The sequence below is a fragment of the Pseudonocardia nigra genome (genome assembly GCF_019396355.1).
GTDB classification, from domain to species: Bacteria; Actinomycetota; Actinomycetes; order Mycobacteriales; family Pseudonocardiaceae; genus Pseudonocardia; species Pseudonocardia nigra.
The window spans coordinates 21,746-38,989 of record NZ_JAHKRK010000051.1 but is presented as its reverse complement, the minus strand read 5'-3'; the positions used below and the strand labels follow the sequence as shown (position 1 = coordinate 38,989).

Here is a 17,244-nt window from a genome sequence, read left to right as displayed (position 1 = left end):
GGGCGCGCCGCCAGGAGGCCCCGAGAAGTGGCAGGAAAGCCACGTTCCTGTCGTTGAACGTCAGGAACGTGGCTTTCCTGACGTTTCCGGCTGGGCCACCGGACGTTCCGCGCGGCATCATCGGGGCGTGGAGTCGACCCGACTGGACCGCTGGCTGTGGGCCGTTCGCCTCACCAAGACCCGGCCCGACGCCGCCGCCGCGTGCCGGGGCGGGCACGTCAAGGTGAACGACCGGCCCGCCAAGCCGGCCACCCCCGTACAGCCCGGCGACGAGGTGCGGGCCAGGGTGCACGACCGCACCCGGGTCGTCGAGGTGGTGCGGGTGATCCAGAAGCGGGTGGGCGCCGCGGACGCCGCCACCTGCTACATCGACCGCACCCCGGCCCCACCGCCGGAGGCACTCGTTCCGGTGGCGCGCCGCGAGCGCGGGGCCGGCCGCCCCACCAAGCGCGAGCGGCGGGTGCTCGACGCCTTCCGGACGGGACGGCTCTGAGGCCCCGTCAGCGGGCCGGCTCGGCCTGCACCACCGGCCGCGGGGACCGCTCCCGCAGCCCGAGCGCCGTCACCGACGCCACCACCACGGCCAGTCCGAGCCACTGGGTGGCGGTCAGGTCGGTGCCGAGCACCCCGACGCCGATCAGCGCGGCCGTCACCGGGAAGGCGAGCTCGGCGAGCGTCGCCCGGGACGCCGCGGTGGACCGCATTCCGACGTAGTAGAGCGCGAGCCCCAGCAGGCCGGGGATGAGGGCGAGCAGCGCGAGCGGACCGAGCTGGGCCGGGGTGACGGCCACCGGGGCGCCCTGCACCGCGAGCACGAGCGCGCTCGCCGGCAGCCCGATGGCGAACCGGAGCACCGTGACGTCCCGGCTCGCGATCCGGGTGCTCACCATGCGGCCGAGCACCGTGCCGATGCCCCACAGCGTGGCCGCGCCGACCGCGAGCAGGGCCGCCGTCGCCGCCTGCGGCGCCACCGCGAGCGGGTCGGCGAACGCCATCAGCCACGCCCCCGCGAGCGCAGGGACGGCGAAGAACCAGTAGCCGCGCCGGAGGCGCTCCCCGAGCAGCAGGGCGGCAGCGACGACGGCGATCACCGGCTGGAGCTTCTGCAGGACGAGCGGGGTGACCGGGTCGCCCATCCGGAACGCCTGCGTGAACAGCGCCGTCGCCACGGCCGACGCCCCGGCCCCGATGACGACGAGCGCGATGCGCTCCCTCGCGTTCGCGGCGGCGAACGCCCGCACCGCCGACGGCAGGAACGGCAGGAGCACGGCGACGATCAGCAGGTGCTCCCAGAACACCACGGTTGCGGCCGGGAGCTGCCCGGCGAGGGGTTGCCGGAGCAGGCCGTCGGTGCCCCACATGGCGGCGGCGACAGCGATCAGCCACGTCCGGTCCGGCGCGTTTCCAGGTCGGTCCACGTCGGACCCAACGCGTCCGGCTCCTGATCCATACCCGCGCCGTGCGCCGCCGCGTCGCGGACCCATCCGGGTGGGCCCGTCGAGCACGCGACAGCTAGAGTCGGATCACCACCGGAGCCGCCGTCGTACGCCAGCGGTCCCGGTGATGGCGTCCAACAGCGCGGCGCCGGTCGCAGAGTTCCCTGCGACCCGGCCCGTTGACATGGAGGACGCCGCGTTGCCCGATTTCGTCGCGCCCGATCCACCCCGGGCCGAGTCGGTCGATCGGGATCCGAGCGGACCGGGCCAGGTCTCCGAGGTCGCCCGTGATCTGCAGCAGATCCTGTTGGGAGCCTCCGGGGTGGAGGAGTTCCTCGGCGAGGTGGCCCAGCGCGCCGCGCGCACCGTCACGGGTGTGCTGGCGTGCGGGGTGACCGTGCAGTCCACGCCCCGGTCCCCCACGCTCGGCGCTTCCAGCAACGAGTTCGCCCGCCGGATGGACGAGATCCAGTACGCCGTGGACGACGGGCCGTGCCTCACCGCCCTCCGCGACGACGAGACGGTGCTCGTCGCCGACATCGCACGCGACGGGCGTTGGCCCGCGTTCAGCGAACGCGGCCGGGGCCGAGGGCGCGGGCTCGGCGCTCGCGGTGCCGCTGCGGCTGCACGGGCGTGCGATCGGGGTGCTCAACCTCTACGCCCGCGAGCCGCACGCCCTGAGCGACGCCGACCGCGCCAGAGCAGTGCGTTTCGCGGACCAGGCCGCGGGCGCCGTGGCACTCGCGCTCTGGCTGGCGGACCGCGAGGAGCGCAGCCGCCACCTGGAGGCCGCCCTCACCTCGCGCAGCACGATCGACCAGGCGCTGGGCATCCTGATGGGACAGCGCAGGATCACGGCGGCGGAGGCGTTCGACGTCCTCCGCAGGCTGTCCCAGCGGGCCAACGTGAAGCTGCGCGACATCGCGGCTGCGCTGATCTCCGATGTCAGCGGCGAGGAGTCGCGGAGCGACCAGCCCGGGCAGCGGGTCAGCGGGTCAGCGGGTCCGGAGCATCCCCGCGAGGCCGCTGAGGGCGAGCAGCCGCCGGCAGGCGCGGGTCGTGCCGGCGAGCAGCACCCGCCCCGGCACCGCCCGGTAGTCGCGGTCCGCGCGGGCCAGCACCGTCAGCCCTGCGGCGGCCAGGAACGTCACCCCCGCCATGTCGAGGTCGACGTGCCGGCAGCCCGCGCCGCGCAGCGCGTCGAGCCGCCGCTCCAGCGCGGGCGCGGTGAACAGGTCCAGCTCACCGGAGACCCGGACGGTGGCGCGCGGCGGCTCCGCGACCACATCGATCACGAGCGGGAACACGCCCGCGGCATCCCGCGGCGCTTCCTGCATGGACGACCCTCCCCGGCGCCGGCCGATCACGGCATGATTCGGCAGCGGCTGAAGGGTCCAACCGTCCGCACCGTACATCAACTGCCGCGGGCACGGCGCCCGGTTGGGCCGGGCCGCCACCGGGTACGCCCCCGCCATCTGTCGACCAGCCGAGAGTCCCACCGCGCCGGGAGTGATGATGTCTGCGCCCGCCAGCGGACCGCACCCGTTACGGCTCCGCCTCACGGGGCCGTCGCTGCCCGCGCAGCTGCCCGAGGTGCGCAGCCGGATGGCGGCGTGGGCCGGGGCGATCGGGCTCACCGGCGATGCCGTCGACGATCTCGTCCTGGCCACCCACGAGGCGCTGGCGAACGTCGCCGACCACGCCTATGCGGACGGGGACGGCGAGGCCCTCCTGGACGCGGAGTGCCGGGGCGAGGAGGTGGTCGTCGCGGTGCGCGACCGCGGCCGGTGGCGACCGCCGCTTCCCGACCCGGGATGGCGTGGCCGGGGTCTGCTGATCATCCAGGGGCTCGCGGAGCGCGTCGAGGTCCACCACGGCGCAGCGGGCACGACCGTGGAGATGCACTGGCCCCTTCCGTGGGCCCGGAACGGGTACCGGCCGGCCCGGTAGGCCCCCGGACACGCCGACGGGCGGGGACCGCTGTGGTCCCCGCCCGTCGGATGGTGGTCGTGCTCGGGATCAGCCCGTCACCGCGAGCACGGCCTCGACGACCTGCGGCCGCGGCGCCGCCGGCACCGCGCCGGCCGCGACGTCCTCGGAGCCGTTGTCGTCACCGGCGTCGTCGGCGTTGTCGTCGCCGTTGCCGTTGTCGTTGTCGTCACCGTCGCCACCGGCCTGGCAGGTCGCGGCGCCGATCGTGACGGTCTGCAGCGACTTCGACAGGTTCAGGTCGGCGCCGAGCGCACCGGTGACCTCGTCCACGACCTCGCGGACGGTGTCGGCGCCGCCGTCGAGCAGGTCGACGTTGAGCAGGTTCCCGAGCAGCTGGCGCTCCTCGGTGCTCACCGTCTCGTCCATGTTCTGCTCGGCGGCCGGGAGCACCGACAGCTCGATGCCGGTGACCGTCAGCGAGCCGTCCTCGTGACGGGTCTGGTCGTTCAGCGTGAGCCGCAGCAGCGGCGACAGGTCGAGGACCTGGCCGGGCACCGGGTCCTCCGGCAGCTGCTGGCCCAGGATGCTGCCGCGGATGATCTGCAGGCCGCCCTCGCCGTCCTCGCAGTAGGTGCGTACGACGTCGGCGCGCAGGAGCTCGAGCAGGTTCAGCTCGGTCACCGAGGTCTCGGACAGGTTGTCGCGGACCTCGGCGGTCAGCACACCCAGGGCGAGGTCGTCCTCGTGGCGGCCCAGCACGTCCCCGATCCCGAGGAGCTGGTCCTGCGCCTGCTCGCCGGCCGGCGCCTTCACCCAGGGCAGGGGGTCGATGGTCAGCGCGCCGGCGGCCGCGATCCCGAACGCCCAGTTCTCGGGGCCGGGCTCCTGGGCGACGGCAGCGGTCGAGCCCAGGAGGAGGGCGGTGGCCGCGGTGGCGGCGACGAACGCCGCCCCGGCGAGCTTCTTGGTGTTCACGTGGTGCAAACCCCTCATTCTTCGTCGATCATCACGAGCGTGCCCAGGGGCACCTCGGACAGTTGGTCGAGCGCGTCCTGGGGCACCCGGATGCAGCCATCGCTGCTGGCGGTGCCGTAGACGTCGTCGGTGGGCCAGGTGTGAATGGCGACGGTCCCGGGCCCGCCGCCGAAGGTGTCGTGCGTCGGGCTGTGCGCGCCGAGCGGCAGGATCACCGGCGAGTAGTCCTGGTTCTCGTCAGTGAAGGCGCCCAGCAGGAACGTGCGTCCGGTCGGCGTGGGAGCGGACTCCTTGCCGATCCCGACCGTCCACTCCTCCACGACGTCGCCGTCGCGGATCAGCTCCAGCGTCATCGAGCCCAGGTGGACCTCGATGACGTACGGCGTGCGTGCGCGCTCGAGGTCGTCGGCGCGGAGCCAGCCCGTCGAGCCGTTGGGCTTCGAGGGCAGGAGTACCTGCACCCAGCCCGGCTGCTCGGCGATCACGGGAAGCCACGTGTCCCCGAGCTGGGTCGTCTCCATCCGGGCGATCGCCCTGCCGCCGGGCGATTCGTGTACCGGGGTCTCCCGGATGGGGTGGACCACCAGGCCGTCGGTGCCCTCGTCGGCCTGCTGGTCCGCTGGTGCGGCGTCGATCGTCGTGTGGGTCGTGCTGGCGAGCAGGACCTCGCCGGCGCTATCGGTGGCGCCGTCCGCCACGGCGTTCGAGCTGCCCCCGGCGGGGGTGTCCGAACCGGATCCCAGGAACGTGGTCAGGCCGACGACGACGGCCACCACCGCGACGACGCCGACGATGGACCAGATCAGGAGTGGACGGCGGGACGGTCGCTCGGGCGACGCCTGCTGTGACGGAGCGGTGTGCTGTGGCATAACACCCAAACAGTGCAGATCGGACAGGAATGCGCGCGACCGAGTGGCGGTGAGGCCAAACGATCACACTCCGCGCAAAGATCAAACGACGCAGGTCCCGTTCGGGTTACGCAGTCTTTTTCTCGGCTCGAAACGTGACCTGGGCAACACGGAACGTGTCGATCACGTGTCGGTCCTGGCCCGATCGGAGCAGGATGACGCCGTGTCGGTCGAGAACCCGTTCCTCGCCGAGGAGACCGCCCCGGCCTACGCCCGGGCCCGGCCGGACTACCACGCGGCGGCACTCGCGGCGGCGGTCCGGGCGCTGGACATCGCCACGCCGGTGCCTCTCGCCGTGGACGTCGGATGCGGCACCGGGATGTCCACACGCGCCCTGCGCCGGGTCGCGGACCGCGCCGTCGGGCTGGACGTGTCCCGTGCCCGTTGCAGCAAAGCCACTTTCATGCAACGTCGCTGCGTGAAAGTGGCTTTGCTGCCATCCCGGTCGCCGCCCCGTGGCGCCCCGTCGACGGCTACCCCCGCTCGGGTACGCCTGTGAGCGAGCCGTGCCTGCCCTCCCCCGCGACGAAGCGTGCGGCACCCGAGACCGCCTCACGCAGGGAGTGCTCGCCGTGGGCGTACTCGACGCGCAGCGCGTCGGCCTCCTCGAGCCCCTCCTGGTCGAGCACCGACCGGCGGTCCCGCCGCATGCACGTCTGGGGGAAGGCGGCGAGCTGCGCGGCGAGCTCCTCCGCGGCGGCGCGGGCACCGCCCGCCGGGACCACGCGGTTGGCGAGCCCGATCCGCAGCGCCTCGTCGGCGTCGACGGGGCGACCGGTCAGGATTATGTCCATCGCCCGGCTCGTGCCGATCAGCCGCGGCAGCCGCACCGTGCCCCCGTCGACGAGCGGCACGCCCCAGCGCCGGCAGAACACCCCGAACACCGCCGTCTCGGCGGCCACCCGCAGGTCGCACCAGAGCGCCAGCTCCAGCCCACCCGCCACGGCGTGCCCCTCGACGGCGGCGATCACCGGCTTGGACAGCCGCATGCGCGTCGGCCCCATCGGTCCGTCGCCGTCCGGGGCCGCGCGGTTGCCGCGTTCGGTGCCGACGGCGGTGAGGTCCGCTCCGGCGCAGAACACGCCGTGCTCCCCGTGCAGCACGGCGACCGCGGCGCCGTCGTCGGCGTCGAAGGCGCGGAAAGCCTCCGCCAGCGCGGCGGCGGTCGCCCCGTCCACCGCGTTGCGCCGCTCCGGGCGCGACAGCAGCACGGTGGTCACCGGACCCGCGCGCTCGACGCGGACAGCGGTCTCGGGCATGGCATCCCTCCGGTCAGCTCGGGTCCGCCCACAGGTGCTCGCGCAGGGCGCGGCGCAGCACCTTGCCGACCGGCGACGTCGGGATCGCCTCGACCCGGTGCACGGCCTTGGGCACCTTGTAGCCCGCCGGCCTGCGCCGCACGGCGGCCCGGAGCTCATCCTCGGTGGCGACGGCACCGGGGCGCAGGGTGACGAACGCCGTCACCGCCTCCACCCAGGTCGGGTCGGGGGCCCCGACGACCGCGGCCTGCGCCACCGCCGGGTGCGTCAGCAGCGCCTCCTCGACCTCGCGCGGATAGACGTTGTACCCGCCGGTGATGATCATGTCGCTGCTGCGGTCGACGAGCGTGAGGTAGCCGCGGTCGTCGACGCGGGCCAGATCGCGCGTGCGCACCCAGCCGTCCGCGGCGACCGTCTCGGCGGTCAGGTCGGGCGCCTCGTGATAGCCCGCCATCGCGAAGGGTGCGCGCACCCGCAGCTCCCCGACCTCGCCCACGCCCACCGGTGCGCCGTCGTCGCCGGTGACCGCGACCTCGGCGTCCACCGCCGGATGCCCGCAGGAGCCGAGCAGCGCCGGGTCGCCGTGGTCGTGCCGGTCCAGCACGGTGATCGCCAGCGGCGCCTCGGTTTGCCCGTAGTACTGCACGAAGCGCGGCCCCCACAGGCCCAGCGCCTGCTCGAGCAGCGGCCGCGGCATCGGGCTCGCCCCGTAGACCGCCGTGCGCAGGCTGGACACGTCCGCCCGCTCCGCGGCACCGGAGGCCACCAGCATCCCGAGCATCGTCGGAACGAGGTTGATCTCCGTCGCGCGGTGCCGCGCGACCGCGTCGAGGTAGGAGCCGGGGTCGAAACCGGGCAGCACGACCGACGTGCCGCCGCGCAGCCAGAACGGAAGCACGAACGTGCCGCTGGCGTGGATGAGCGACGCCGCATGCAGCATCACCGAGTCGCGGCCGGGGCTCACCAGGTTGGCGAGGATGTTGGCCACGATCACGGGGTAGCTGCGCTGGGTGTGCACCACGGCCTTGAGGGAGCCGGTGGTGCCCGAGGTGTAGAGGACGAGCACCGGATCGTCCGGGTCGGCCGGCAGCCGCGGGTCGGCGGCGCTCGCCTGCGTCATCTCCACGAGCACGTCCGGGGCGTCGAGCACGTCCGTGGCCCCGAGGGTGGCGACGCGCAGCCCGTCGACGTGCTCGGCGAGCTCGGCTGCGCGCCCGGCGAGGTCCGCGCTCGCGACGAGCAGTCGCACCCCGGTGGCACTCAGCATCCTGGCCTGCTCGTCGACTGCGAGCCGGGCGTTCAGCGGAACGCGCGCGGCGCCGGCCTTCAGGCAGGCGAAGTCCACCGGTACCGACCACAGGCCGTTGTCCAGCAGGAGACCGACGCGGGTGCCCCGCGTGACCCCGAGCCCGGCCAGCACGTGCGCCAGGCGGTTCGCCGCCTCGTCGACCTCCGCATGCGTCAGGGACCGGTTCCCCGACACGACCGCCGTACGGGACCCGTGCCGCGCGGCGCCCCGCCGCACCATCTCGACCGCCAGCACTGGCACCCCCACCAACAGTCCGTTCGGACGGTTTGTCGCTCGGTAGACTGCCGGTCGAGATGGACGTGGTCAAGGGCCGGGCGCCCCGGCGCACACAGCAGCAGCGCCGCGACCACACGCGCGCGGCGCTGATCGAGGCCACCGTGGCCTGCCTCGTCGAGCACGGCTACGCCGGCACCACCACCCAGCGCGTCCAGGACCGGGCCGGCGTCTCGCGGGGTGCGTTGCTGCACCACTTCGCGAGCAAGGCCGACCTGTTCGTCGCCGCGATCGGGCACGTGGCGGAGGCGCAGGCCGCGCACGTCCGCGCCCGCGCGGCCGAGCTGACGGCACGGCCCGGCGGCGCTGCGTCGGACGGGCTGGACGTGCTGCGCGAGGTGATGTGCGGGCCGCTGTTCCTCGCCGGACTCGAGCTCTGGCTCGCCGCCCGGACCGACCCCGCGCTGCGGGCGGCGCTGCTCCCGGCCGAACGCCGCGTCGGGCGGGCGCTGCGTGAGCTGGCCCCCGCCGTGCTCGGCTCCGCCGGCGACCGCGTCTCGCACGAGGGCCTGCTCGCGCTGTTCCGCGGGCTCGCCATGACCAGCGTCCTGCGCACGGATCCCGCCCTCGAACGCGAGATCCTGCTGCGGTGGGCCGAGCGCCCGTCCTGAACCGACGCTCTGGCACTCGCCCGACCCCGGCAGCGAGGATGGCGGCATGAAGGCTGCGATCTTGCGGAAGCCCGGCACGCCGCTGCAGGTGGAGGACGTGGAACTGGACGCCCCGCACGCCGGGGAGGTGCTCGTCCGGGTCGAGGCGGCGGGCATCTGCCACAGTGACCTGCACTACATGACCGGGGACATCCCGTGCCCCCTGCCGATCGTCCTCGGCCACGAGGGCAGTGGCGTCGTCGAGGAGGTCGGCCCGGACGTCGACGCCGTCGCCGTGGGCGACCGGGTGTCGTTCGCCTGGCGCCCGCGCTGCGGCCATTGCGAGTACTGCATGACCGGCCGCCCCGTCATGTGCGTCTACGGGAAGGTGCAGGTCACCAGCGGCGGGCTGATGGACGGGACGTCCCGGCTGCACCGGGGCGACGAGCAGGTGCACCACTTCCTCGGGGTCTCCTGCTTCGCCGAGCGCGCCGTCGTGTCGCAGCGCTCTGTCGTACGGGTCCCGGACGGGGTGCCGCCGGAGATCGCAGCGGTCACCGGCTGCGCGGTGATCACGGGTGTCGGCGCCGTGGTCAACGTCGCGGGCCAGGTGGCGGGCAGGCCGCTGCTCGTCGTCGGAGCGGGCGGGGTCGGGCTCTCGGCGGTGATGGGCGCCGCTCTCGTCGGCGCGTCGCCGATCGTCGTGGTCGACGTCGACGCCGCGAAGCTCGACCTCGCCCAGCGGCTCGGTGCCACGCACACGGTGAACGCGGCCGAGCTCGGCGACGACGTCGTCAAGGCCGTCCGCAAGATCACCGGTGGTGGGGCCGACGTGGCCGTCGAGGCCGTGGGGCGCCCGGAGACGCTGCGGCAGGCGTTCTCGGCACTGAAGCCGGGCGGCACCGCGATCGGCGTCGGCCTGACCGCGGTGGACGCCACGGTCCCGATCCCGATCAACGAGCTCGTCCAGCAGCAGAAGCGCCTCGTCGGAAGCCTGTACGGGTCAGCGAACCCGCAGGTGGATCTCCCACGGATCTTCGCGCTCTACCGCTCGGGGAAGCTGCCGCTGGACGCGCTACTGGGCGAGCGGCACTCCCTCGACGACGTCGAGGAGGCCTACCAGGGGATGCGCGAGGGAGTGCCCGGCCGCGCGATCGTGGTGCCCGCGCCATGACGGGCCGGTACGCCACCTACCCCAGCCTGCGGGACGCCGTCGTGCTCATCAGCGGCGGGGCGAGCGGGTTGGGTGCGGAGTTCGTCGCGCAGTTCGCCGCCCAGGGCGCGCGGGTCGCGTTCGTCGACGTCGCGGTGGCCGACGCGGAGGCGCTGGTCGAGGCCGTGGCGGAACGCGGTCACCCGCGCCCGCTGTTCCGGGAGTGCGATCTCCGCGACCTCGACGCCTACCGCCGGACGATCGCCGAGATCAGCGCAGAGCTCGGCGACGTCCAGGTGCTGGTGAACAACGCCGGCAACGACGCCCGGCACGCAGTGACCGACGTGGACCCCGCGTACTGGGACGACCGGATGCGGGTGAACCTGGACCACCAGTTCTTCGCCGCCCAGGCCGTCGCCCCGGCCATGCGGGCGGCGGGGCGCGGCTCGATCGTCAACCTCGGGTCGATCAGCGCGCACCTCGACCTGCTGGACCTGCCCGTCTACATGACCGCCAAGGCGGCGGTCGAGGGCCTCACGCGGTCGCTGGCGCGGGAGTTCGGGCGGGACGGCGTGCGCGTCAACTGCGTGCTTCCCGGCTGGATCATGACCAGGCGCCAGGTCGAGAAGTGGATGACGCCCGAGGCGGATGCCCACCGCGCCCGGGTCCAGGCGCTGCCGCACAAGCTCCACCCGGACGACGTCGCCCGGATGGTGCTGTGGCTGGCGGCGGAGGACAGCCGCTCGTGCACCGGGCAGATGTGGATCGTGGACGGCGGCTGGATGTAGCGGGACCGTGTGCCGGGCGGTGCCGATGCGAGGGGCTCGGATGCAGGGGGCGGAACCCGGCCGGGGGCCGCGGGAGCAGGACGTCCGGCTCCCGGACGGTCGCCGCCTCCGAACGGTGGCGGCGGGGATCGGCGATCCGCTCGTCGTCTTCGAGTCCGGCGCCGGCGTGGGGGCATCGATGTGGGTGCCCGTGCAGCGGCGGGTCGCCGAGCAGACCCGCACCCTCGCCTACGACCGGGCCGGCTACGGCGGCAGCGACGACGACCCGCGGGGCCGATCGCTCGTGCGGATCGTCGCCGACCTGGTCGCGCTGCTGGACGCGACCGGTGAGCGCGCCCCCGTCGTCCTGGTCGGCGCGAGCTTCGGCGGGGTCGTCCAGCGGGCCATCGCCGACGCGCACCTGCAGCGGCTCGCCGGACTCGTCGTCGTGGACAGCACCGCCGCCACGGTGATGCCCCGCAAGCTGGTCCCGCTGCTGGGGGTGAGCTACGCCGCGATCGCGCTGCTCTCGCGAGTGGGCCTGCACCGGCCGGTGGCGCGGGCGCTCCTGCAGGACGCGATGGACGCACTCCCGCCCGAGGACCGCGCGCACCTCGAGCGCACCGTCTACGCCGGGCGCAACTGGCGCGCGGGCGAGCGGGAGGGCCGGTGGTTCGGACGGATCCTCGCGGTGCAGAAGCAGTGGGAGGCAACCGGGCTCCCCGACGTCCCCGTGACGACCCTGGTGGGTGAGCGGACGGGCCTGGGCGAGGGCGCCTTCCGGCCTATCACCACCGTCATGATCGCCGCGAGCGCTCGCTTTCCGCACCCTGCACGACGACGAACGCGCTTTCGCGGCGATCACCGCCCTGGCGGTTCGCACGGGACCCGTCAGGTCGGTCCCCGTCCCCGCCTGAGGTTTGCGACACTGCCGGCGTGGCCGACGTGATGACCGAGGACGCGATCGCGCAAACCCACACCTGCACCCGCTGTGCACAGGAGTCGCTGCTGAGCGTCGTGGGGCGCTGCGCGACGTGCATCGCCGACATGGGCCTGCGGCACCCCGACGAGTACCAGGTGTGGAAGGCCGACCTGAACGCGGAGTTCGGCCGGCGGTAGGCCTCCCCCCTCACCCAGGTGCGGCGGGGCCGGTGCGCACCGCTCCCGCGCTCGCGGCGACCACGAGGACGATGGCGAGGACCTGCACGAGGCCGAGCGCCTGACCGAGGACGAGGTAGCCCGCCACCGTGGCGATCGCGGGCCCGAGGCTCATCAGCACGGCGAACGTGGACGTGGGCATCCGCCGCAGGGCGAGCATCTCCAGCGAGTACGGCAGCACCGATGACAGGACGGCGACGGCGGCACCGAGCCCGAGGATGCCGGGGTCGAGCAGCGCTGTCCCGGACGCCGCCACGCCCAACGGCAGGGACAGGACGGCGGCGACGGTCATGGCGAGCGCGAGGCCGTCCGCCCGCGGGAAGCGTGTCCCGGTGCGCGCGCTGAGCACGATGTAGGCGGCCCACATCGCCGCGGCCCCGAGCGCGAAGCCGACCCCGACCGGGTCCAGCCCGTCGACGCTTCCGCGGCCGAGGAGGACCACGCCGCCCAGCGCGAGCACCGCCCACAACCAGCTCAGCGGTCGCCGCCCGGCGACCACCGACAGCACGAGCGGCCCGAGGACCTCCACGGTGACGGCCACGCCCAGCGGAATCCGCTCGATCGCCGCGTAGATCAAGCCGTTCATGCCGGCGAGCGCCACGCCGAACGCAGCGACGACCAGCCAGTCCCGCCGGTCGTACCCGCGCAGCCGGGGCCGGCAGACCGCAAGGAGCACGACCGCCGCGATCACCAGCCGCAGCGTGACGACCCCGGCCACCCCGGCCCGGGGGAACAGCGACGCCGCGACCGCCGCGCCGAACTGCACCGACAGCGCGCCGCCGAGCACGAGCGCGACGGCTCCCGCCCGGCGCCGGCTCGGTGCGGGAGCCGCGGGCGGCGCGGCGGTCTGCGGCTCGATCACACGACCGACGCTACGAGGGGCACACCACGAGCGGAAATGCCGCTTGAGCCGCGGTTATGCTGCTCAGGCATGACGGTCGAGCTGCGCCACCTCCGCGCGTTGGTCGCGATCGCCGAGGAGGGCAACCTCACCCGCGCCGCGGCCCGGCTGCACCTCACCCAGCCCGCGCTGTCACGCACCCTGCAACAGCTCGAGGCGCACCTGCGCATCCGCCTGGTCGACCGCTCCACCCACCACCTGGAGCTCACGCCCGCCGGGCTGGTGTTCCGCGACCGGGCCCGCGCCGCCCTCACCGCCGTCGACGCCGCGCTCGACCCGGACCAGGCCGCCACCTGGCCGCTGCGCCTGGGGCACTCGTGGTCCGCGCTCGGCCCGCACACCACCACGCTGCTGCGTCGGTGGCGCCAGGACCACCCGGACGTCCCGCTCGAGCTGCTGCGGATCGACGACCGCTCCGCGGGCCTCGGCCAGGGCAGCGTGGACGTCGCGGTGGTCCGGGAACGGCTCGCGATCCGCGGCGTCCACACCGAACGGCTCCTCGCCGAGCCGCGCGTGGCCGCCGTGCCGGCCGACGGCCCGCTCGCCGAGCGCGCCACCCTCACCCTGGCCGACCTCGCCGAGCACCCGGTGGCACTCAACACGGTGTCCGGCACGACCACGCTCGATCTGTGGCCGTCCGGCGCCCGGCCGCGGGCCACCGTCGCGGTCGCCAACACCGACGACTGGCTCGCCGCGATCGCCGCGGGCCGGGCGGTCGGCGTCACGACGAGCGCGACCACCGAGATCCACCCCCATCCCGCGGTCGCCTACCGGCCGCTGGCCGACGCCCCGGCCGTGGACGTGCACCTGGCCTGGCGGGAGCCGCCGAGCCACCCGGCCGTCGGAGCCCTCCTCGACCTGGTCCATGCGGTGGTCCCGGCGGAGGGGCCCGGAATCGTCGGTGCCGGGGGCTAGCGTCCCGTTCGTGATCGAGTCCGACTTCCTGCACACCACCCGGGCCTCCTACGACGCCATCGCCACCGAGTACGCCGAGCTCTTCCGCGAGGAGCTGGCCGCCAAGCCGCTGGACCGCGCGCTCCTCGCCTGGTTCGCGGAGCTCGTGCAGACGGCCGGGGGCGGCCCGGTGGCCGACATTGGCTCCGGTCCCGGGCGCTCCGCTGCCCACCTGCACTCCCTCGGGCTGGAGGTGTTCGGGATCGACCTGTCGCCACAGATGGTCGCGTTCGCCCGGCTGGAACACCCGCACCTGCGGTTCGAGGAGGGCTCGATGCTCGCCCTGGACCTGCCGGACGGGGCCCTCGCCGGCATCCTGGCCAACTACTCGATCATCCACGTCCCGGACGAACGGCTGCCGGAGGTCTTCGCCGAGTTCAACCGGGTGCTGGCCCCCGGCGGGCACGTGCTGCTCGCGTTCCAGGTCGGTGACGAGCCGTTGCACCGGACCGAGGGGTTCGGCAAGGAGATCTCGCTGCTGTTCCACCGGCGCCGGCCCGACGCGGTCGCCGAGCTGCTGGACCAGGCCGGGCTCGGCGTGCACGCCCGGATCCTGCGCGAGCCGCAGCGCGAGGAGAAGACGCAGCAGGGCTACCTGCTGGCCCGCAAGCCCGCGGAGCCCGCTCCTCGATGAGTTCCGGGCGCGCCACGGGTCGGAAACGCATGAGCAAAGTGACTTGGCACGTGACGCAGTCCCTCGACGGGTTCATCGCCGGCCCCGGCGACAGCATGGACTGGGCCGCCGGCCACGGCGGGGGCGAGCCGAACCCGATCGCCGACGCCGTGCGCACCGGCACGGGCACGATCCTCGCCGGGCGCCGGTGGCACGACGCCGCGGTGCCGCGGTACGACGGGGTCGCCGGCATCTACGGGGGCGCCTGGAGCGGACCGTGTTCGTCCTGACCCATCGCCCGCAGGAGCAGCCCGGTGAGGGCATCACGTTCCTGTCCGGGAGCGTCGAGGACGCGGTCGCCACCACCCGGGCGGCCGCAGACGGCCGCGACGTCGGGATCTTCGGCGCGAACCTCGCGGCCCAGTGCCTCGCCGCCGGCCTGCTCGACGAGGTGGTCGTGCACATCGCGCCCGTGCTCCTCGGCGACGGCGTGCCGCTCCACGCCGGCCGCCGGGTGGCCCTCGAGCGCGTCGAACAGTCCTCCTCTGGTCAGCTGACGGACCTGCGGTTCCGCGTCGTGCGCTGAACCGTGGCGATCACCGTCCGCCCGTCCCGTCCGCACGGCCGGCCCCGCCGCGACCTCGAACGCCGCTGCACAGCGCGGCGCCGGGCGAGTTCCGGGACGTCCTAGCCTGCCCGCTCGGCCGTGACGATCCACATCGCCGAGCGGTACGTGACCCCCTCGGGCCCGAGGTGGGCCTCGAGCGTGGCGCGCAGCGCGGCCATCGCCTCGGCGCGGGCCGCGTCGTCGAGGTCGGCGAGCGCACCACCGACGAGTCCGAGCACGAACGTCTCGGCCGTCGCGACGTCCGGCCCGTAGAACATGGGTTCGCGCAGGCCGACGAGCGTCGGCTCGGTGAAGCCGGCCGCGGTCAGCACGGCATGCACCCGCTCGGGATCGCCCAGCGAGAACGGGCCCGGTCGGTCCGCGGGCGGGGGTGGGATGTCGCGGCCGGCGGCGACCGCGCCCATGAACGCGGGGAACCACTCCTGCTCCGCGAGGGACTGCCAGACCAGCAGCACGAGCCGGCCGTCGGGCTTCAGCGCGCCGGCGAGGTTGGTGAACGCGGCGACGGGGTCGCCGAAGAACATGACGCCGGTGCGGCTGATCACCCGGTCGTAGCGGTCCGCGCCGAGGTCGGCGACCTGCGCGTCGGCCTGCTCGAACCGGACGTTGGTCAGGCCCTCCTGCTCGGCCCGCCGCCGGGCCAGGTCGAGCAGCCGCGTGGACAGGTCCACCCCGACGGCGCTGCCCGCCGCGGCCAGCCGGGCGGCCTCGCGGGTGGTCTGGCCGGCGCCGCAGCCGACGTCGAGCACCTGCAAGTCCGGGCCGATCGCGGCCGCGTCGAGGAACGGCTGCAAGTAGCGGGCCACACCCGCGTCGAACATGTCGGCGTTGTCGGACCAGAAGTCGCCACCCGGTCCGTCCCAGTTCCCGGCGGTCTCGGCGTTGGACGGGTGGACGTACGTCCTCACGTGCGGCCCTTCTGTCGGCGGTTCCGAGGCATCGGGTCCACCTTCCGGCACCCGTCAAGTGGGATCGTCGGCCATCCCCGCCATCCGATGAGCCGCCCTGTCACATTCGGGCGAGGCGCCGGGTCAAGGAGGTGACGAACCCGAGACGCCCGGGCCGGAGCAGCCCGGGGTCCGCAACCTGATGAGGAGCACCGATGTCCACCGCCTACATCGTCGTCACCCTGCTGGCCGCCGCCATGGCGGGCTTCTCGGCCGGCTCCGTGTTCTTCCGCGCCGCGTGGGTCGTGCAGCCCCTGGCCGAGTACGGCGTCCCCCGCTCGTGGTGGCCGTGGCTCGGGGTAGCCAAGGCCGCCGGGGCGGCAGGCCTGCTCGTCGGCCTGGTCGTGCCGGTCGTCGGGGTGCTGGCCGGGATCGGCCTGGTGCTGTACTTCGCCGGGGCGGTGATCACCGTGGTGCGGGCACGCTGGTACTCCCACATTCCGTTCCCGCTGGTCAACATGGCGCCGGTGGTCGGCTCGCTGGCGCTGTTCGCCGCGTGAGCGGCGGCGGCACGACGGGAACGGGCGTTCAGCCCCGCGGCCCGACGGCGAGCTCTCCGCTGGCGGTGAGGTGCTCGGCCACGTCGCGCAGCTTGCGGTTGGCGTTCTGGCTCGCCCGCACCAGCATCGCGAACGCCTGATCGGCGTCGACCTTGTGGCGCTCCATGAGGATGCCCTTGGCCTGCCCGATGAGGTCGCGGGTGTCGACGACCGTGCGCAGGCGCTGCTCGCGCTGCGCCCCGGCCAGCGCCACCCCGGCGTGGGCCGCGAGCAGGAGCCCGACGTGCTCGGACTCGTCGTCGAAGCCGCCGGCCCGCGCGTTGTACAGGTTGAGCGCCCCCAGGTCCTCCTCGCGCACGTACAGCTGGAACGACAGCATCGACCCGACCCCCCCAGCTCCACCGCACGCGCGGCGAACCGGGGCCACCGCTGCTCGGAGCGCAGGTCCGGTACCCGCACGGTGCGCTGCTCGTAGACGGTGCTCAGGCACGGACCCTCACCGGTGTCGTACTGCGCCTGGTCTACGCGGCGGACCACCTCGGCCGTGGCCGCGGTGGTGTCGACGCGACGGCGGCCCTGCACCTGGCTGATGCCCGCCCGCTCCGCCCCCGGAACGCTGCCCACCGCCGCGGCGACGATCTCGTCGAGGACGTCCTGCACCGAGCGCTCCGACTGCAGGTCGCGCGCCAGCTCGCTGAGCTGGACCCCCCAGGTCCTCCCGCCCGGCGTAACGGCCGGAGTTGCGCTCGGACGGCTCACCGCGGCCGCCGTACTCCGTGCCGTTCTCCCGGTGGCTGTCCTCCGCCATGCCCGTCCCTCCGTCGTGCGACCTCGGGGGCCGCGTGACGCCTGCCCCCGCCGCCACCGCCGATGGATCCCGACGAACGGCGCGTTCGTCGCAACCTAACCGACCAACGGTGCCGGGTGCGGGCGGAGCCCGC

At 74.3% G+C, this 17,244-nt stretch carries 22 protein-coding genes and 1 pseudogene; 14 read left to right on the top strand and 9 right to left on the bottom strand.

Annotation, left to right across the window (positions count from 1 at the left end; translation table 11 throughout):
* The first annotated feature begins 127 nt into the window (after positions 1–127).
* Complete coding sequence (locus KME75_RS15550; protein WP_219415528.1) at positions 128–493, top strand: RNA-binding S4 domain-containing protein; 366 nt, start codon at positions 128–130, stop codon at positions 491–493.
* 7 nt (positions 494–500) lie between these two features.
* Here the strand turns inward: KME75_RS15550 and KME75_RS15545 are convergent, their stop codons facing one another.
* Entirely contained in the window at positions 501–1,418 is a 918-nt protein-coding gene (locus KME75_RS15545; RefSeq protein WP_308282803.1) for a DMT family transporter, read from the bottom strand.
* Positions 1,419–2,011: 593 nt separating this feature from the next.
* Between KME75_RS15545 and KME75_RS46770 the strand changes: the two are divergent.
* Positions 2,012–2,362, top strand: a pseudogene (locus KME75_RS46770) (ANTAR domain-containing protein); the annotation flags it as partial.
* 69 nt (positions 2,363–2,431) lie between these two features.
* Here KME75_RS46770 and KME75_RS15535 read toward each other — a convergent pair.
* Positions 2,432–2,773, bottom strand: a complete 342-nt coding sequence (locus KME75_RS15535; protein WP_219415527.1) for an STAS domain-containing protein — start codon at positions 2,771–2,773, stop codon at positions 2,432–2,434.
* Positions 2,774–2,951: 178 nt separating this feature from the next.
* On the opposite strand from KME75_RS15535, the gene KME75_RS15530 reads away from it, so the two are divergent.
* Positions 2,952–3,386: an ATP-binding protein gene (locus KME75_RS15530; RefSeq protein WP_219415526.1), complete on the top strand. Its 435-nt coding sequence runs from the start codon at positions 2,952–2,954 to the stop codon at positions 3,384–3,386.
* Between the two features lie 69 nt (positions 3,387–3,455).
* Here the strand turns inward: KME75_RS15530 and KME75_RS15525 are convergent, their stop codons facing one another.
* Both KME75_RS15525 and ldt-CoaP read right to left on the bottom strand, forming a co-directional pair.
* Entirely contained in the window at positions 3,456–4,343 is an 888-nt protein-coding gene (locus KME75_RS15525) for a choice-of-anchor P family protein (RefSeq protein ID WP_219415525.1), read from the bottom strand.
* Positions 4,344–4,357: 14 nt separating this feature from the next.
* Positions 4,358–5,212, bottom strand: a complete 855-nt coding sequence (ldt-CoaP, locus tag KME75_RS15520) for a L,D-transpeptidase (RefSeq protein ID WP_219415524.1) — start codon at positions 5,210–5,212, stop codon at positions 4,358–4,360.
* Between the two features lie 49 nt (positions 5,213–5,261).
* Here ldt-CoaP and KME75_RS15515 point away from each other — a divergent pair, with 49 nt between their 5' ends.
* Entirely contained in the window at positions 5,262–5,750 is a 489-nt protein-coding gene (locus KME75_RS15515) for a class I SAM-dependent methyltransferase (RefSeq protein ID WP_219415523.1), read from the top strand.
* On the opposite strand, the gene KME75_RS15510 is transcribed toward KME75_RS15515, so the two are convergent.
* A complete protein-coding gene (locus tag KME75_RS15510; protein ID WP_219415522.1) occupies positions 5,725–6,510 on the bottom strand; it encodes a crotonase/enoyl-CoA hydratase family protein in 786 nt (261 codons plus the stop codon). The two genes, KME75_RS15515 and KME75_RS15510, sit on opposite strands and share 26 nt — an antisense overlap.
* 13 nt (positions 6,511–6,523) lie before the next feature.
* The gene (locus KME75_RS15505) at positions 6,524–8,065 is read right to left on the bottom strand and encodes an AMP-binding protein (RefSeq protein WP_219415521.1); all 1,542 of its coding nucleotides are present in this window, start codon (positions 8,063–8,065) and stop codon (positions 6,524–6,526) included.
* A gap of 47 nt (positions 8,066–8,112) precedes the next feature.
* Here KME75_RS15505 and KME75_RS15500 point away from each other — a divergent pair, with 47 nt between their 5' ends.
* From KME75_RS15500 to KME75_RS15480, 5 genes are read left to right on the top strand one after another with little or no spacing between them, the layout of a single operon-like run.
* On the top strand, positions 8,113–8,703 hold the full coding sequence (locus KME75_RS15500; protein ID WP_219415519.1) for a TetR/AcrR family transcriptional regulator: 591 nt from the start codon (positions 8,113–8,115) through the stop codon (positions 8,701–8,703).
* Between the two features lie 46 nt (positions 8,704–8,749).
* On the top strand, positions 8,750–9,856 hold the full coding sequence (locus KME75_RS15495; RefSeq protein WP_219415517.1) for a zinc-binding dehydrogenase: 1,107 nt from the start codon (positions 8,750–8,752) through the stop codon (positions 9,854–9,856).
* Complete coding sequence (locus KME75_RS15490; protein WP_219415516.1) at positions 9,853–10,623, top strand: SDR family NAD(P)-dependent oxidoreductase; 771 nt, start codon at positions 9,853–9,855, stop codon at positions 10,621–10,623. Before KME75_RS15495 ends, KME75_RS15490 begins: the two co-directional genes overlap by 4 nt.
* A 40-nt stretch (positions 10,624–10,663) precedes the next feature.
* Positions 10,664–11,551, top strand: coding sequence for an alpha/beta fold hydrolase (locus tag KME75_RS15485; RefSeq protein WP_219415513.1), 888 nt, complete (start codon positions 10,664–10,666; stop codon positions 11,549–11,551).
* Complete coding sequence (locus KME75_RS15480) at positions 11,539–11,721, top strand: hypothetical protein (RefSeq protein ID WP_219415509.1); 183 nt, start codon at positions 11,539–11,541, stop codon at positions 11,719–11,721. Before KME75_RS15485 ends, KME75_RS15480 begins: the two co-directional genes overlap by 13 nt.
* Before the next feature lie 10 nt (positions 11,722–11,731).
* Here the strand turns inward: KME75_RS15480 and KME75_RS44945 are convergent, their stop codons facing one another.
* Complete coding sequence (locus KME75_RS44945; protein WP_219415508.1) at positions 11,732–12,622, bottom strand: EamA family transporter; 891 nt, start codon at positions 12,620–12,622, stop codon at positions 11,732–11,734.
* Between the two features lie 69 nt (positions 12,623–12,691).
* Between KME75_RS44945 and KME75_RS15470 the strand changes: the two genes are divergently transcribed.
* From KME75_RS15470 to KME75_RS15455, 4 genes are read left to right on the top strand one after another with little or no spacing between them, the layout of a single operon-like run.
* A complete protein-coding gene (locus tag KME75_RS15470; protein ID WP_219415506.1) occupies positions 12,692–13,576 on the top strand; it encodes a LysR family transcriptional regulator in 885 nt (294 codons plus the stop codon).
* A 10-nt stretch (positions 13,577–13,586) separates the two neighbouring features.
* Positions 13,587–14,249 carry a class I SAM-dependent DNA methyltransferase gene (locus KME75_RS15465; protein ID WP_308282802.1) on the top strand — a complete coding sequence of 221 codons (663 nt, stop codon included), beginning with the start codon at positions 13,587–13,589 and terminating at the stop codon, positions 14,247–14,249.
* Between the two features lie 50 nt (positions 14,250–14,299).
* Positions 14,300–14,518, top strand: coding sequence for a dihydrofolate reductase family protein (locus tag KME75_RS15460; protein WP_219415499.1), 219 nt, complete (start codon positions 14,300–14,302; stop codon positions 14,516–14,518).
* Entirely contained in the window at positions 14,506–14,814 is a 309-nt protein-coding gene (locus KME75_RS15455) for a dihydrofolate reductase family protein (protein WP_219415497.1), read from the top strand. Before KME75_RS15460 ends, KME75_RS15455 begins: the two co-directional genes overlap by 13 nt.
* 101 nt (positions 14,815–14,915) lie before the next feature.
* Here KME75_RS15455 and KME75_RS15450 read toward each other — a convergent pair whose 3' ends face one another.
* Positions 14,916–15,764: a class I SAM-dependent methyltransferase gene (locus KME75_RS15450; protein WP_308282801.1), complete on the bottom strand. Its 849-nt coding sequence runs from the start codon at positions 15,762–15,764 to the stop codon at positions 14,916–14,918.
* A 194-nt stretch (positions 15,765–15,958) separates the two neighbouring features.
* Here KME75_RS15450 and KME75_RS15445 point away from each other — a divergent pair, with 194 nt between their 5' ends.
* Positions 15,959–16,303 carry a DoxX family protein gene (locus KME75_RS15445; protein WP_219415495.1) on the top strand — a complete coding sequence of 115 codons (345 nt, stop codon included), beginning with the start codon at positions 15,959–15,961 and terminating at the stop codon, positions 16,301–16,303.
* Positions 16,304–16,331: 28 nt separating this feature from the next.
* Here the strand turns inward: KME75_RS15445 and KME75_RS15440 are convergent, their stop codons facing one another.
* The gene (locus KME75_RS15440) at positions 16,332–16,682 is read right to left on the bottom strand and encodes a GAF and ANTAR domain-containing protein (RefSeq protein WP_219415491.1); all 351 of its coding nucleotides are present in this window, start codon (positions 16,680–16,682) and stop codon (positions 16,332–16,334) included.
* Between the last annotated feature and the right edge of the window lie 562 nt (positions 16,683–17,244).

Coding starts and splice junctions, on each gene's coding strand:
- KME75_RS15445 (WP_219415495.1), top strand. CDS start 15,959: ATGTCCACCGCCTACATCGTCGTCACCCTGCTGGCCGCCGCCATGGCG.
- KME75_RS15485 (WP_219415513.1), top strand. CDS start 10,664: ATGCAGGGGGCGGAACCCGGCCGGGGGCCGCGGGAGCAGGACGTCCGG.
- KME75_RS15495 (WP_219415517.1), top strand. CDS start 8,750: ATGAAGGCTGCGATCTTGCGGAAGCCCGGCACGCCGCTGCAGGTGGAG.
- KME75_RS15470 (WP_219415506.1), top strand. CDS start 12,692: ATGACGGTCGAGCTGCGCCACCTCCGCGCGTTGGTCGCGATCGCCGAG.
- KME75_RS15440 (WP_219415491.1), bottom strand. CDS start 16,682: ATGCTGTCGTTCCAGCTGTACGTGCGCGAGGAGGACCTGGGGGCGCTC.
- ldt-CoaP (WP_219415524.1), bottom strand. CDS start 5,212: ATGCCACAGCACACCGCTCCGTCACAGCAGGCGTCGCCCGAGCGACCG.
- KME75_RS15490 (WP_219415516.1), top strand. CDS start 9,853: ATGACGGGCCGGTACGCCACCTACCCCAGCCTGCGGGACGCCGTCGTG.
- KME75_RS15535 (WP_219415527.1), bottom strand. CDS start 2,773: ATGCAGGAAGCGCCGCGGGATGCCGCGGGCGTGTTCCCGCTCGTGATC.
- KME75_RS15500 (WP_219415519.1), top strand. CDS start 8,113: ATGGACGTGGTCAAGGGCCGGGCGCCCCGGCGCACACAGCAGCAGCGC.
- KME75_RS15510 (WP_219415522.1), bottom strand. CDS start 6,510: ATGCCCGAGACCGCTGTCCGCGTCGAGCGCGCGGGTCCGGTGACCACC.
- KME75_RS15530 (WP_219415526.1), top strand. CDS start 2,952: ATGTCTGCGCCCGCCAGCGGACCGCACCCGTTACGGCTCCGCCTCACG.